The sequence below is a fragment of the Polaromonas sp. genome (assembly GCF_030682935.1).
Lineage (GTDB): Bacteria > Pseudomonadota > Gammaproteobacteria > Burkholderiales > Burkholderiaceae_C > Polaromonas.
In genome coordinates, this window is record NZ_JAUXNA010000206.1 from 1 (window position 1) to 13793 (window position 13793).

The 13793-nt window shown below is 63.4% G+C and carries 13 protein-coding genes and 1 riboswitch; of the genes, 11 read left to right on the plus strand and 2 right to left on the minus strand.

What is annotated here, in order from left to right; genetic code table 11:
- Positions 1-820: CmpA/NrtA family ABC transporter substrate-binding protein (locus tag Q8K05_RS09595; protein WP_305246406.1), on the minus strand; the 820-nt coding region annotated here is incomplete at its 3' end.
- A 341-nt stretch (positions 821-1161) separates the two neighbouring features.
- On the minus strand, positions 1162-1788 hold the full coding sequence (locus Q8K05_RS09600; protein ID WP_305246407.1) for an ANTAR domain-containing response regulator: 627 nt from the start codon (positions 1786-1788) through the stop codon (positions 1162-1164).
- 89 nt (positions 1789-1877) lie between these two features.
- Positions 1878-1993, plus strand: a riboswitch (TPP riboswitch).
- A 64-nt stretch (positions 1994-2057) separates the two neighbouring features.
- On the opposite strand from Q8K05_RS09600, the gene Q8K05_RS09605 reads away from it, so the two are divergent.
- From Q8K05_RS09605 to pnp, 11 genes are all read left to right on the plus strand, one after another.
- On the plus strand, positions 2058-3176 hold the full coding sequence (locus Q8K05_RS09605) for a long-chain fatty acid--CoA ligase (RefSeq protein WP_305246408.1): 1119 nt from the start codon (positions 2058-2060) through the stop codon (positions 3174-3176).
- Positions 3173-4633: an acyl-CoA reductase gene (locus Q8K05_RS09610; RefSeq protein ID WP_305246409.1), complete on the plus strand. Its 1461-nt coding sequence runs from the start codon at positions 3173-3175 to the stop codon at positions 4631-4633. The genes Q8K05_RS09605 and Q8K05_RS09610 overlap by 4 nt, the downstream gene beginning before the upstream one ends.
- A 27-nt stretch (positions 4634-4660) precedes the next feature.
- Positions 4661-5407 (plus strand): ABC transporter ATP-binding protein, encoded by a 747-nt coding sequence (locus tag Q8K05_RS09615; protein WP_305246410.1) that lies wholly within the window; start codon positions 4661-4663, stop codon positions 5405-5407.
- Positions 5404-6183 carry an ABC transporter permease gene (locus Q8K05_RS09620; RefSeq protein WP_305246411.1) on the plus strand — a complete coding sequence of 260 codons (780 nt, stop codon included), beginning with the start codon at positions 5404-5406 and terminating at the stop codon, positions 6181-6183. Before Q8K05_RS09615 ends, Q8K05_RS09620 begins: the two co-directional genes overlap by 4 nt.
- Entirely contained in the window at positions 6180-7187 is a 1008-nt protein-coding gene (locus Q8K05_RS09625) for an ABC transporter substrate-binding protein (RefSeq protein WP_305246412.1), read from the plus strand. The genes Q8K05_RS09620 and Q8K05_RS09625 overlap by 4 nt, the downstream gene beginning before the upstream one ends.
- Positions 7184-7969, plus strand: a complete 786-nt coding sequence (locus Q8K05_RS09630) for a 3-oxoacyl-ACP reductase (RefSeq protein WP_305246413.1) — start codon at positions 7184-7186, stop codon at positions 7967-7969. Before Q8K05_RS09625 ends, Q8K05_RS09630 begins: the two co-directional genes overlap by 4 nt.
- Before the next feature lie 106 nt (positions 7970-8075).
- Positions 8076-9107, plus strand: a complete 1032-nt coding sequence (gene tsaD / locus Q8K05_RS09635; RefSeq protein WP_305246414.1) for a tRNA (adenosine(37)-N6)-threonylcarbamoyltransferase complex transferase subunit TsaD — start codon at positions 8076-8078, stop codon at positions 9105-9107.
- A 160-nt stretch (positions 9108-9267) separates the two neighbouring features.
- Positions 9268-10479: a branched-chain amino acid ABC transporter substrate-binding protein gene (locus tag Q8K05_RS09640; RefSeq protein WP_370868817.1), complete on the plus strand. Its 1212-nt coding sequence runs from the start codon at positions 9268-9270 to the stop codon at positions 10477-10479.
- A 33-nt stretch (positions 10480-10512) separates the two neighbouring features.
- Positions 10513-11700 (plus strand): pyridoxal phosphate-dependent aminotransferase, encoded by a 1188-nt coding sequence (locus tag Q8K05_RS09645; RefSeq protein WP_305246416.1) that lies wholly within the window; start codon positions 10513-10515, stop codon positions 11698-11700.
- A gap of 114 nt (positions 11701-11814) precedes the next feature.
- Entirely contained in the window at positions 11815-12081 is a 267-nt protein-coding gene (rpsO, locus tag Q8K05_RS09650) for a 30S ribosomal protein S15 (protein WP_296908513.1), read from the plus strand.
- Positions 12082-12356: 275 nt separating this feature from the next.
- The coding region (gene pnp / locus Q8K05_RS09655; protein WP_305246417.1) for a polyribonucleotide nucleotidyltransferase at positions 12357-13793 on the plus strand (1437 nt) is incomplete at its 3' end.

Sequence of the window (13793 nt, forward strand, 5' to 3'; positions counted from 1 at the left end):
TCCACTTGCCGGCCTCCAGAATCGCGGCCGTCACGGCGCGCGCGGGGTTGGGGTACTTCTTGACGAAGTCGGCGGTGGTGCCCAGCACCTGTTCGGGAGGGTCTTTCCAGATGTCCTGCGTCGTGGTGGCCGTGATGCCGATGCCGTCCATGATGGCGCGGTGGCCCCAGGGTTCACCGACGCAAAAACCGTCCATGCTGCCCACGCGCATGTTGGCCACCATTTGCGGCGGCGGCACCACGATGGCCCGGGCGTCCTTGAACGGGTTGATGCCCGCGCTGGCCAGCCAGTAGTACAGCCACATGGCGTGGGTGCCGGTGGGGAAGGTCTGGGCAAAGGTGTAGTCGCGCTTTTCGCTGGCCATCAGCCTGGCCAGGCTGGGGCCGTCGATCGCGCCCTTGTCGGCGAGCTTTTTGGACAGCGTGATGGCTTGGCCGTTGTTGTTCAGGCTCATCAGCACGGCCATGTCTTTTTTCGGGCCGGCCGTGCCCATGTGCACGCCGTAGACCAGGCCGTACAGGACATGGGCAAAGTCGAGCTCGCCATTGACCAGTTTGTCGCGCACACCGGCCCAGCTGGCCTCCTTGGTCGGAATGATCTTGACGCCGTATTTCTGGTCAATGCCCAGCACCGAGGCCATCACCACTGACGCGCAATCGGTCAGCGGGATAAAGCCAATCCTGACTTCCTTTTTCTCCGGCGCGTCCGAGCCCTGGGCGTAGACCGCAGCGCGCAATGCCGGGCTGATGCCGACCGCGCCAACGGTGGCCGCTTGCAATACGGTGCGGCGATTCAGTGAAGTTTTCAGTAGATCAGTCATGGCGGCAACTCCAAAAAATTAAAAAAACAAAACAAAAAAGGCGCTCGACCCGGGCCGCCACACGGGGGTGACTGCAGGGTGCGAACGCCTTTGTTCTTTGGAGGTCAACCCGCTTCGCCGTTGAAGGAATTGACCGTACGGTTCACTTAACGCAAAACCTGTGCCAGCCTGTTGCTGGGGCTTGGAAGGACTGGAAATATCGATCAAATAGTGCAATAGCCCAATAGCAGTGGGCGTAAGCAGCTATTTAGTTGGTAGTGGATTGAATCGTTTGGTGGGCTTGCACCGAGTTTGTGCGGCGCACCATTCTGGTATTCAGGGTGGTTTGCACGCCATCCGCTTCAGCCCAGCAGGTCGGCGGCGTCCAGCATGCGCTGCGCCACCTCGGCCAGGCGCAGGCCCTTGTCCATGGCGGCCTTGCGAAGTTTTTCATAGGCAAGCTGCTCCGAAAGGCCGAGGCGCTGCATCAGCAGCCCCTTGGCCCGGTCAATCACCTTGCGTTCCTGCAGCTCGGTCCGGACGTCGGCCAGTTCGCGGCGCAGCCCCTGCTCGTGCTGGAAGCGGGCCATTGCCACATCCAGAATCGGGCGTATGCGCGCGGGCGCCAGGCCGGCCACGATATAGGCCGAAACACCCGCCGCCACCGCGTCCTTGACGTGGCGGGTGTCGTCGTCGTTGGTGAACAGCACGATGGGGCGCGGCAAGTCGCGCGTGGCCATGACCACATGTTCGAGCGAGTCGCGGGCATCGCTTTCGGCGTCCACAATGATCATGTCGGGCTGCAATTGCGCAATCCGGTCCATCAAGAACACGTCGGCGGGCAAGGTGGCGATCAGGTTGAAGCCGCTTTCCAGCAGGCCAATGCGAAGCTTGCGCGAACGCTCGGCCTGGCTCAGGGCGTAGTCGTCGTCGGGGTCGGTGATGGCCAGGTCGGGCGCGACCACCACAATGCGGAGGGCTTCATTCATGCCGAAAATCCACGCAAGAATCGCGCCAAAATGGAGTCTTGGGGGCTGCTCTGTCGGCCAGCAGGGTTATGGCCATTCCGCGTAGAATCGGCCTCGCTCCGGGGTGCCCTTCTGCTGTTTACGGCAGGGTGGCTGAGATGGTCAGAACCGAACCCGCGAACTTGAATCGGATCATGCCGACGTAAGAAGAGCTGTCAGGACAGGGGCTATGCCCCCGCCACAACTTTCGGAGCACCCTGCACCCGCAGACCACCGAAGGAATGGCGACCATGAATGTAATCAACACCCCCAGAGACCTGAGCCCGCAAGCGCGCACCGCTGCCATCGTGCAGGGCCTGCTGGCCTTCATGGCCCAGGGCGGCGCGACCGACGAGGCATTCAACCAGCAGGCGCTGGCGCTGTTTGCCCACCAGTTCCAGCACAACCCGGCATTCCAGCGCTTTTGCCGGCAAAAGGGCCAGACGCCGCGCAGCGTGAACCGCTGGCAGGACATTCCCGCCGTGCCCATCAGCGCGTTCAAGGCACTGACCTTGAGTTGCCAGCCACTGGCCGACACCGACCGCGTGTTCATGACCAGCGGCACCACCCAGGGCGACGTGAAGGGCAAGCACCACCATCCGACGCTGGCGGTTTATGACGCGTCGATGCGCGCCAATTTCAGCCGGCGCTTCATGCAGGGCCAGGCCAGCATCGCCATGGGCATTTTGTTTCCGACCGAAGAGGTGATGCCCAACTCGTCGCTGGCGCACTACCTGGCGCTGGCCGTTCAGACCTTTGGCATGGCAGGCAGTCAGTACTTTTTGACGCCGCAGGGGCTGGACACCGCGCGTTTGTGTGCGGCGCTGGCGCAGGCAGAGCAGACCGGTGCGCCCTATGCGCTGCTGGGCGCCACTTACAGCCTGGTGCACCTGATGGACGCGCTGCAGCAGCAAGGGCGCACGTTTGCCTTGCCCGCGGGCAGCCGGGTGCTGGACACTGGCGGCTTCAAGGGCCAGTCGCGTGAAATCCCGATGGCGCAGTTTTATGCGCAGCTGTCGTCCCTGCTGGGCGTTCCGGCCAGTCACTGCATCAATATGTACGGCATGACCGAGCTGAGCACGCAGTTTTACGACGACGGCAACGAGGCGCTGCCCTCCGTCAAATCGGGTCCGCACTGGATCCGGTCCCGGCTGGTCAATCCGATGACGGGCGAGGAGGTGGCGCACGGCGCGCCCGGTGTGTTGGTGCACTGCGATCTGGCCAACTTCAATTCCGTGACGACCCTCCTCACGGAGGATGTGGGCGTGGCCGTCGACGGCGGTTTTCTGCTGCTCGGGCGTGCTGAAGGCGCGCAGGCCAAGGGCTGTTCGCTGGCGGTAGAAGAGTTTTTACGGGCGGCCCAGGCGTGACAACGCTTCATGCGGTGGCCGGCTACCTGCCGGGCTTCAGGGCCGAAGAGCTGGCGTGGCAGACGCTGCATTTTGAGGGCCGGGGCGACCGGTTGGACGTCTCGGTTCCGGTGCTGAGTCCTGCGCAATGGGTGGCGCTGGCCGAGCGGGTCAAGCAGGGCAGCCGGGCCTATCTGAAAACCCGGACGGTGTCCCAGATCATCGCCGTGGTGGACCGCGCGGTGGCGCGCTTGCTCGACCCGGCCGACCCCTACCGCCAGCAGGCCGACAGGCTGCTGCCGCTGGTCACGGGCTTTGATGCCGAAATGGTGCGGCTGGGACTGACGGCCTACCTGAAAACATTTCGCCAACCGCAGCTGCAACGCTTTGTGGCCGAGGATTTTGCCAATCCCAAACTGCTCGATGAATTCCAGCCGCGCCCCAAGGGCGGCTTTGCCAAGGCGATGGGGCCGGACTTGCTGGTCCACATCTGGGCTGGCAACGTGCCGGGCTTGCCGCTCTGGAGCCTGATCTCGGGCTTGCTGGTCAAGTCCGGCAGTGTCGGCAAACTGCCGGGGGCCGAGCCGCTTTTTGCGGGCTGGTTTGCCCGGCTGCTGGTCGAGGTGGACCCGGGGCTGGCCGACTGCCTGGCCGTGGGCTGGTGGAAGGGCGGCGACCCGGCGCGGGAACAAGCGCTTTTTGCGCAGGCCGACGTGGTGCTGGCCTATGGCGGCAACGCCGCGCTGGAATCCCTGCGGCGCCAGGTCCCGATCACGACGCGGTTTTTGGGCTACGGGCACAAGCTCAGCTTTGGCATGGTGTCCCGCGCCGCGCTGGATGCGCGCAAGGCGCAAACCACGGCGCACCAGGCCGCCTACGACGTGGTTCGCTACGACCAGCAGGGCTGTTACTCGCCGCAGGTGTTTTATGTCGAGCGCGGCGGCAAGGTCTCGCCCCGGGATTTTTCCCAGTACCTGGCCCATGAACTCGCGAGTTTTGAGCACAAGTTTCCGCGCCGGGTGCTGCCGCTCGAAGAGGCCGCCAGTGTTGCCCGCTGGCAGCAGGCGCAAGAGCTGAAGCTGTTGACGCCATCCGGCGCCAGCCTGATCGGCGAGGCGGGCGTCCCCTGGCGCGTGGCCTATGCCGACGCCTTGCAGGCGCTGGCGCCCAGCGCGCTGAACCGCACCATCCAGGTGGTGGCGGTGGACCAGCTGGACCAGGTGATCCCGGTGATCGCCCGCAGCCGGGCTTTTTTGCAGACGGTGGGGCTGGCCGCCGCGCCGGCCGAGCTGTTTGCACTGGCCGAACAACTGGGGCGGGCCGGCGTGACCCGCATCAGTGCCCTTGGCGCCATGACCGCGCCCGAGGCCGGCTGGCACCACGACGGGCGCTTTAATTTGCTGGACCTGGTCCAGATGGTCGAGATTGAACAGTCGGCCGAGCTGGCCGCTGAAAGCTTTGCGCCTTATGTGGACTAGCCCGTTACCGCACAGCAGGCGCCAGCCATGAGTTTTCTGGACATGCAGCAGGTGAGCTACACCTACCCGGGCCGGGCCGCCGTGGTGCATCGGGTCGACTGGCGCATTGCGCAGGGGCAATTTCACTGCCTGGTGGGCCGCAGCGGCTGCGGAAAAACCACGCTGCTCAAGCTGGCCGCCGGCCTGCTGCAGCCAAGCGAGGGCGCCATCACCCTGCGCGGTGCGCCGCTCGCCCCGCCCGGGCCGCAGCTGGGCTTTGTGTTCCAGGCCCCGACCTTGCTCGAATGGCACACCGTTCTGGACAACGTGCTGCTGCCGCTGTCGCTCCGGCACAAGCCCACGCCGCAGGAGGTGGCCCGGGCGCAGCAGTTGCTCGCGCTGATGGGCTTGTCGGCCTGCGAGCGCCATTACCCGCGCCATTTGTCGGGCGGGCAGCAAAGCCGGGTGGCGATTGCGCGCGCACTCGTGGGCGAGCCCGCCCTGTTGCTGCTGGATGAGCCGTTTGCGGCCCTGGACGCGATCACCCGCGAAGAACTGCAGGACGACCTGCTGGCGCTTTGCCGCTTGCACAAGACCACGGTTTTCTTTGTCACCCATGACATCGCGGAGGCCGTGTATCTGGCCGACCGGGTCGCGGTGATGGACCGTGGAAGCATCCGGTGCGACGTCCCGGTTGAGCTGCCCAGGCCGCGCGGGCGCGACGTTCGTTACAGTCCGGCCTTCAACGCCATTTGCGCGCAGCTTCGGGCGGCCATGGACGGGGGGACACCATGAGCGGGGGCTGGAGTCGATTCGGTGCCTGGGCGCTGTTGGCCGCCGGGCTGCTGGGCTGGGAGTTTTCAGCGCGCGCGCTGCAGCTGTCGGCCCTGGTGCTGCCGCCCCCGTCTGCCGTGCTGAGCGCGCTGTGGCAGGGCTTGCGTTCCGGGTATTTGTGGCCGCATATCGGCCAGACTGTGCTGGAACTGGTGCTGGGGCTGACGGCAGGCTGCGCGCTGGGTCTGGTCAGCGGTGTGGCGCTGGGGGAGTCGGCAGGCTTGCGGCGCCTGCTCATGCCTTATGTGGTCACCAGCCAGGTGGTTCCCAAGCTGGCGCTGGCGCCCTTGTTCATTGTCTGGTTCGGCTTTGGCATGACCTCGACGGTGGTGATTACCGCGCTGATCTGCTTTTTCCCGTTGATGGAAAATACCATGACCGGCATCGCGCAGGTTGATGCCCGGCGGCTGGAGTTGTTCCGCATGCTGGGGGCCACGCGCTGGCAGACACTGTTGCGGCTAAAAATTCCCTCGGGCCTGCCCGGCATCATGGCCGGCTTTCGCGTGGCGGTGGTGCTCGCGCTGGTCGGCGCCGTCGTCGGTGAATTCATTGGCGGCAGCCAGGGCCTGGGGGCGCTGATCATCGCGTCGCAGGGCATGATGGACACGCCCCTCATGTTCGCCGTGCTGGTCCTCATCACCGGGCTGGGGCTGCTGCTGTACCAGCTGGCCATCACCCTTGAAAAACGCTTGCTTGAATCACGCATGACAACCCTCCAAAAGGAAATAGAAAAATGAAATTAGCCATTGTTCGTTCGGTTGCCGTGCTGGCGGCGGCAACGCTGCTGGGCCTGGGTTTTTCCGGGGCCAGCCAGGCGGCCGCGCCGGCGAGCCTGGAAAAAGTCGTGGTGGCCGGCTGGAGCAAGCCGATCACGGAAGTCACCAATTTGCTGGTTGATGAAGACAAGGGGTTTTTCAAAGCCAAAGGACTGGACCTGCACTATGTGCCGGGTGCGGGTGGCGGCGATGCGATTCGCAATATTCTGACCGGGCAGGCGGATCTGGCCTTCACCGATCCGGGGTCCTTTTTCTCGGCACTCGAAAAAGGCGAAAAACTGCGAGCGATCTATGACATCTATCCGCAAAATGTGTTCAATGTGGTGTCGCTCAAAAGCCAGAACATCACCAAGCCGGCGGATTTGAAGGGCAAGAAAATTGGCGTGTACAGCTTGTCGAGCGGCACCCGGCAAAACCTGCTGGTGCTGCTGCACCAGGCCGGCTTGCGCGAATCGGACGTGACCATTGTGGTCACCGGCCTGCTGAACTTTGCGCCCCTGATGCAGGGCCAGGTCGACGCCACCGCCGCCACCGACACCGGCTTGCTGGTGGGCCGGCAAAAAGGCCTGGCCGATGTCAATGTGATGGAGGTCAAAAACTACCTGAACGTGTCCAGCGACATGTTTGTCGTGCGCGAGGAAACCTACCAGCAGAAAAAAGAGCTGCTGAGGAAATTTCTGGCCGCCTACCGGGACAGCGTCAGCTGGATGATCAAGCAGCCCGAAGAAGCGGCGGCGCTGGCGGTCAAACGTGCCATTGACGGGAAAGATGCCGCCGTCAACCTGGACGTGATTCGCCTGCGCAATCTGTCCAGTGTGTCGGCCACCACGCAGAAAAAAGGACTGGGCGCCTTTGACATGGACGTGCTCCAGAAAGCCGCCGACACCTATCTGGCGCTGGGCCTGGTGCAGCGCGCCATCAAGGTCTCTGAGGTCGTGAGCCAAGACTTGCTGCCCGCCAAATGAGCAGGGCAGGGGCCATGAGCTTTCAGGGCCAGGTGGTGCTGGTCACGGGCGCCAGCCGGGGCATTGGTGCGGCCATCGCCCTGGCTTTTGCCCGCGAGGGCGCGATGGTAATCGTCAACTACCTGCACAACGAGGCCGCCGCCGCCGACGTGGTGGCGCGCTGCAAGGCGCTGGGCGGCGACGCCTGGGCGATTCAGGCCGATGTCTGCTCGGAGCCGGCGGTGCAGGCCATGGTGGCGCAGATTCTGGACGAAGCCGGCAAGCTGGACGTGGTGGTCAACAACGCGTTCAAGGCCTTCACCTTCGACCCCGAGCAGCGCAAGATGTTTTGGGACCTGGCCTGGTCCGATTTCGAAGCCCAGCTTGACGGCGCGGTCCACGCCACCTACAACGTCTGCCAGGCGGTGTTGCCCCATTTCAGGCAACGCGCCCGGGGCTGCATTGTCAACCTGGTGAGCGACCTGGTCGAGCGCCCGATGGTGCCCTACCACGACTACACCACGGCCAAGTCGGCGCTGGTCGGGTTCAGCCGCAACCTGGCCGTGGAACTGGGGCCGTTGGGCATACGCGTGAACTGCGTGGCGCCCGGCCTGGTCTACCCGACCCAGGCCAGCCTGGCCACCCGTGAGGAGGTCAAGGCGCTGATCATTGGGCAAACCCCTTTGCGAAGAATTGCCACGCCCGAGGATGTGGCGGGGCCGGTGCTGTTTCTCGCCTCGGACTGGAGCCGTTTCATGACCGGGCAGGTGCTGTTCGTCGACGGCGGCCTGGTCATGAAATAAGGGTCTGCGCCAGGGCTGCGAGTCCGGGAAAGCCCGCTTGCGTTCCTGCCTTCCCGACCCGTGAAAATAACCGCGTGGCCTAAACTACAAAGCTATGGCTGAAAAAATGTTGGTATTGGGAATTGAATCGTCATGCGACGAAACGGGCGTGGCCCTGGTGCAAACGCGCGGGCAGGGCGTGCCGGGCTTGCTGGCGGATGCGCTGTACAGCCAGATCGACATGCACCAGGCCTACGGCGGCGTGGTGCCCGAGCTGGCCAGCCGTGACCATATCCGGCGGGTGTTGCCCCTGACGCGGCAGGTCATGCACCGGGCGCAGCGCTTGCTGGCGGAAGTCGATGTGGTGGCTTACACGCGCGGGCCTGGGCTGGCGGGCGCGCTACTGGTGGGTGCGGGCGTGGCCTGCGCGCTGGCTGCCGCGCTGGGTAAGCCGGTGATGGGGGTGCACCACCTGGAGGGCCATTTACTGTCGCCTTTTTTGAGTGCCGATCCGCCCGAGTTTCCGTTTTTGGCGCTGCTGGTGTCGGGCGGCCATACCCAGTTGATGCAGGTAGACCGCGTCGGCAGCTACGTGCTGCTCGGTGAAACCATTGACGACGCGGCTGGCGAGGCCTTTGACAAGTCCGCCAAGCTGATGGGCTTGCCATATCCCGGCGGGCCGCATCTGTCAAAGCTGGCGCTGGCCGGTGACGGCGCCGCGTTCAAATTGCCCCGCCCCCTGCTACACAGCGGCAACCTCGATTTTTCTTTTGCCGGCCTGAAGACCGCCGTGCTGACGCAGGCCAAAAAACTCGGGCCCGAGCTCGAAAGCCGCAAGGCCGATCTGGCCGCCTCCACGCAGGCGGCGATTGTCGATGTGCTGGTGAAAAAAACCCTGAGCGCGCTGGCGCAAACAGGCCTCAAACGGATGGTGGTGGCGGGCGGCGTGGGCGCCAATGCCTTGCTGCGCAGCCAGCTCAACGCCGCCTGCCAGCAGCGCGGTGTCCGGGTGCATTACCCGGAACTGGATTTTTGCACCGACAACGGTGCCATGATTGCGCTGGCTGCCGGCATGCGGCTGCAGGCTGGTCTGGAAACGCTGCAGCCGGGTTACACCTTTGACGTGAAGCCGCGCTGGAGCCTGGCGGCCATCGGCTGAGTCGGCTGCGCTTACACTTCGCGGTTTTTTCCGCGCTCACCGTCTGCCGCTCAAACCAGCGCGCCGCCGATTTATTCAAATTCAAGCCTGAAGGCAGGATTACTTTTCAATGAACAAGCTTATAAAACACGTGTTGGTGGCCCTGTTTCTGGTGGCCGCGATGGCCGCCATGGCGCAGCCGGCCTTGCCGCCCGTTCGGGTGGCGCTGATTGAAAGCCTGTCGGGTCCGTTTGCCAACACCGGCGAAGCGGTGTTTCGCAACCTGGTCTGGGCCACCGAGCGCGTCAATGCGCGCGGCGGTGTCAAGCTCCCGGGCGGTGCGCGCAAGCTGGTGATAGAGCGTTACGACAACAAGGGCCAGAACGAGGAAGCGCTGGCGGCCTTGCGCTCGGCGATTGACGACGGCGTGAACATCATTGCGCAGGGAAATTCATCGGCTATTGCCGCCGCATTAATTGATGCCATCGACAAACACAACGAGCGCCAGCCTGGCAAGCGGGTGCTGTTTCTGAACTATTCGGCGGTCGACCCCAGCCTGACCAATGAAAAGTGCAGCTACTGGCATTTCCGTTTCGATGCCCATGCCGACATGCGCATGGCCGCCTTGATGGAGCAGTTCAAGGAAGACCAGGCGCTCAAAAGCGTTTACCTGATTGGCCAGGACTACAGCTTTGGCCAGGCGGTGCTGCGCGAAGCCCGCAAGCAGATCGGCCTGCAGCGCCCCGACGTGCAGATCGTCGGCGATGAACTGCACGCCGTGGGGCGCGTGAAGGACTTTATCCCCTACGCCGTCAAGATCAAGACCAGCGGCGCGCAGGCGGTGCTGACCGGCAACTGGGGCAATGACTTGACGCTGCTGATCAAGGCGGCCAAAGAAGTCGGCTACGAAGGCAAGTTCTATACGTTTTATGGCAATGCGCTGGGCGTGCCGGCCACGCTGGGCGATGCCGGCGTGGGCAAGGTGATTGCGGTGGCCGACTGGTTTCCCAACGAGCCGGGCGCGGCCTCGGAGGCTTTTTACCGGTCCTTTCGCGAGCGCTTTCCCAAGCCGCAGGACGACTACGTGCACATGCGCATGCAGCTCATGATCGAAGCCCTGGCGCAAAGCATTGAAAAGGCGGGTGCTATCGATACGGTAGCTGTTGCTGCCCAGCTGGAAAGGGCTGCAGTCACTTTTTATGGTCATCAGGGGGCGATGCGCGGGGCTGACCACCAGTTCCAGCAGCCGCTGCAGGTCGCGGTCATGGGCAAGCAGGGCGCTCCGGGCGTGAAGTTTGATGTGGAAGGCTCGGGCTACGGTTTTCGCGTCATCAAGACGATTCCGGCGGCGCGCGCCGAGCAGCCGCACAGCTGCAAGATGGTGCGGCCCTGAATTGAACGACACAACCCAGGCGAAAGAACAAGCATGAGACAGGCCGTTTTGAACCTTGAAGAATCGATGATCCGCCAGGTGGCCAATGCGGGCATGGGGCGCAGCGATGTGCTCAAGTTCTGGTTTGGCGAGAGCGATGAAGTCACGCCGGCGTTCATCCGCGAAGCGGCGGCCGCATCATTGCAGCAGGGCGAAACCTTTTATACCCATAACCTCGGCTTGCCGGAATTGCGCGAAGCCATAGCCCGGTATTCGACAGGCCTGCGCAGCGAGGGCGCGGCGCCCATCGGTGCCGAGCGCATTGCGGTCACGTCGGGCGGTGTCAATGCCCTGATGCTGGCCGTGCAGGCGCTGGTGGACGCGGGCGACGAGGTGGTGGCGGTGACGCCGGTCTGGCCCAACCTGACCGCGCAGCCCGCCATCATGGGCGCCGTGGTCAGGTGCGTGAGCCTCAGGCCGGTGGCCGGGCAGTGGCAGCTCGACATGGAGGAGTTGCTGGCAGCGGTCACGCCCAAAACCAGGCTGCTGATCATCAATGCGCCCAACAACCCGACCGGCTGGACGCTGACGCGCGACGAGCAGCAAGTGATTCTGGCGCACTGCCGGCGCACCGGCACCTGGATTCTGGCCGACGAAGTCTATGAGCGCCTGTACTTTGAAGCCACTCCGAACGGCTGCGCGCCGAGTTTTCTCGATGTCGCAAGCCCCGAAGACCGTCTGATCGTGGCGCACAGTTTTTCAAAGAGCTTTCTGATGACCGGCTGGCGCCTGGGCTGGCTGGTGATGCCGCCCAGCGCGACCCCGCACATGGGCAAGCTGGTCGAGTTCAATACCTCCTGCGCGCCGGTATTTGTCCAGCGCGCCGGCCTGGTCGCCATCGAGCGGACGGCCGACGTCACGCCGCGCCTGGTCAGCCACCTGAAAACCTGCCGCGACACGCTGATTCCGTTGCTGCAGGCGGTGCCTGGCGTGCAGGTGGCCACGCCCAGGGGCGGGATGTACGCCTTTTTCAGGCTTGAAGACCAAGAGCGCTTCGGTGATTCGCTTGAAACGGCCAAGCGGCTGGTGGTGGAGGCCGGTCTGGGCCTGGCGCCGGGCAATGCGTTCATGGTCCATCCCGCGCCCGAGGCCGAGGGCTGGCTGCGCTGGTGTTTTGCCAGCCAGGACGTGGCCAGGCTGGGGCAGGGCGTGGAGCGCCTGCGGCGGTGGCTTGCGCTATAATTCAAGGCTTTGCTGGGCATCACTGTCCGCAAAATCACGACGAAAGCGGTCAAATCCCAATAGTGGGAACACTGCTTCGCTCGCAAGTCGCAACACCGTTGCAAGAGGAAAACCATGATCGCAAAATCAATCAAGGCCGAAATTGTCAAGGACAATGCCCGCTCCGCCCTAGATACCGGCAGTCCTGAAGTCCAGGTCGGTCTGCTGACCGGCCGCATCAATGAATTGATGCCCCACTTCAAGACCCACGCCAAAGACCACCACGGTCGCCGCGGCCTGCTGCGCATGGTGAGCCGCCGCCGCAAGCTGCTGGACTACCTGAAGTCCAGAGATGCATCCCGTTATGTTGCGCTGATTGCCAAGCTTGGCCTGCGTAAATAATCGGTAAACCCAATAGGAAACGCCTGAGTTAGTTCACTAGCTCAGGCGTTTTGCGCTTTAAACGTAGCCAGCCAGCAACTTTCAGAAGTTCTTTTGGCATCACGGACCTACTTCGGAGCAAGGCAAAACGAACGCGCGCTGTGTCATTCCCCAAAAAATCCGGGTCTTCGGGCCGCCTGCCCAGCAGGTTTTTTGTGGAATGGCATCGTGTTCAGTGAGCCACCCCTCCGGGCCTCTCGCACTGCCTCAAGTGCGCAAAATTAGTGGAGAAACACATGACTATTTTCAACAAAGTTACCAAGTCTTTTCAGTGGGGCCAGCACAAGGTCACGATGGAGACCGGCGAAGTCGCGCGTCAGTCCGGTGGCGCTGTGCTGCTGGACATGGACGGCACCGTCGTGCTGGCCACTGTGGTCGCCAAGACCGAAGCCAAGCCAGGCCAGGATTTCTTCCCGCTGACCGTTGACTACCTCGAAAAAACCTACGCTGCCGGCCGCATTCCCGGCAGCTTTTTCAAGCGCGAAGGCCGCCCCAGCGAATTCGAGACGCTGACCTCGCGCCTGATCGATCGTCCGATTCGCCCGCTGTTTCCTGAAGGCTTCTTCAATGAAGTGCAGGTCGTGGTGCACGTGCTGTCGCTCAACCCTGAAGTTGAAGGCGATATTCCTGCGCTGATCGCATCGAGCGCGGCGCTGGCCATCTCCGGCATTCCTTTCAACGGCCCGATTGGTGCCGCCCGCGTCGCCTACATCGATGGCCAGTACGTGCTCAACCCCGGCAAGACCCAGCTCAAGGATTCCAAGATGGATCTGGTGGTGGCCGGTACCGAAGCCGCTGTGCTGATGGTCGAGTCCGAAGCCAGCCAGCTGTCGGAAGAAATCATGCTCGCCGCCATCGTCTATGGCCACGAGCAGGGCAACATCGCCATCAACGCGATTCACGAACTGGTTCGTGATGCCGGCAAGCCGATGTGGGACTGGAAAGCGCCCGCCAAGGATGACGTGCTGATCGCTAAAGTGGTTGCGCTGGCTGAGGAAAAGCTGGTCGCTGCCTACCAGATCCGCAACAAGCAGGCCCGTACCCACGCCACGCGTGAAGTGACCACCTGGACCAAGAAGGGACTGAAGGCTGAAGGCGTTGAATTCGACAGCGTGGCCATCGACGGTATGTTGTTTGACATCGAAGCCAAAATCGTGCGCAGCCAGATCCTGGCCGGCGACCCACGCATTGACGGCCGCGACACGCGCACCGTGCGTCCGATTGAAATCCGCAACAGCGTGCTGCCACGCACCCACGGCTCGGCCCTGTTCACGCGCGGCGAAACCCAGGCGCTGGTCGTGACCACGCTGGGCACCGAGCGTGATGCACAGCGCATTGACGCCTTGAGCGGCGACTATGAAGACCGCTTCATGCTGCACTACAACATGCCTCCGTTCGCCACCGGCGAAACCGGCCGCGTGGGTAGCCCGAAACGCCGCGAAATCGGCCACGGCCGTCTGGCCAAGCGCGCGCTGATCGCCGTGCTGCCAAGCAAGGAAGAATTCCCGTACACCATGCGCGTGGTCAGCGAGATCACCGAATCCAATGGTTCCTCGTCGATGGCTTCGGTCTGCGGCGGCTGCCTGTCGCTGATGGACGCTGGCGTGCCGATGAAAGCCCACGTGGCCGGTATCGCCATGGGCCTGATCAAGGAAGACAACCGCTTTGCCGTG

What these genes read in the sequence shown, in the direction of transcription:
- Q8K05_RS09600 (WP_305246407.1), bottom strand. Translation starts at nt 1,788, where the DNA reads ATGAATGAAGCCCTCCGCATTGTGGTGGTCGCGCCCGACCTGGCCATC.
- Q8K05_RS09605 (WP_305246408.1), top strand. Translation starts at nt 2,058, where the DNA reads ATGAATGTAATCAACACCCCCAGAGACCTGAGCCCGCAAGCGCGCACC.
- Q8K05_RS09615 (WP_305246410.1), top strand. Translation starts at nt 4,661, where the DNA reads ATGAGTTTTCTGGACATGCAGCAGGTGAGCTACACCTACCCGGGCCGG.
- Q8K05_RS09620 (WP_305246411.1), top strand. Translation starts at nt 5,404, where the DNA reads ATGAGCGGGGGCTGGAGTCGATTCGGTGCCTGGGCGCTGTTGGCCGCC.
- Q8K05_RS09625 (WP_305246412.1), top strand. Translation starts at nt 6,180, where the DNA reads ATGAAATTAGCCATTGTTCGTTCGGTTGCCGTGCTGGCGGCGGCAACG.
- Q8K05_RS09630 (WP_305246413.1), top strand. Translation starts at nt 7,184, where the DNA reads ATGAGCAGGGCAGGGGCCATGAGCTTTCAGGGCCAGGTGGTGCTGGTC.
- tsaD (WP_305246414.1), top strand. Translation starts at nt 8,076, where the DNA reads ATGTTGGTATTGGGAATTGAATCGTCATGCGACGAAACGGGCGTGGCC.
- Q8K05_RS09640 (WP_370868817.1), top strand. Translation starts at nt 9,268, where the DNA reads ATGGCCGCCATGGCGCAGCCGGCCTTGCCGCCCGTTCGGGTGGCGCTG.
- Q8K05_RS09645 (WP_305246416.1), top strand. Translation starts at nt 10,513, where the DNA reads ATGAGACAGGCCGTTTTGAACCTTGAAGAATCGATGATCCGCCAGGTG.
- rpsO (WP_296908513.1), top strand. Translation starts at nt 11,815, where the DNA reads ATGATCGCAAAATCAATCAAGGCCGAAATTGTCAAGGACAATGCCCGC.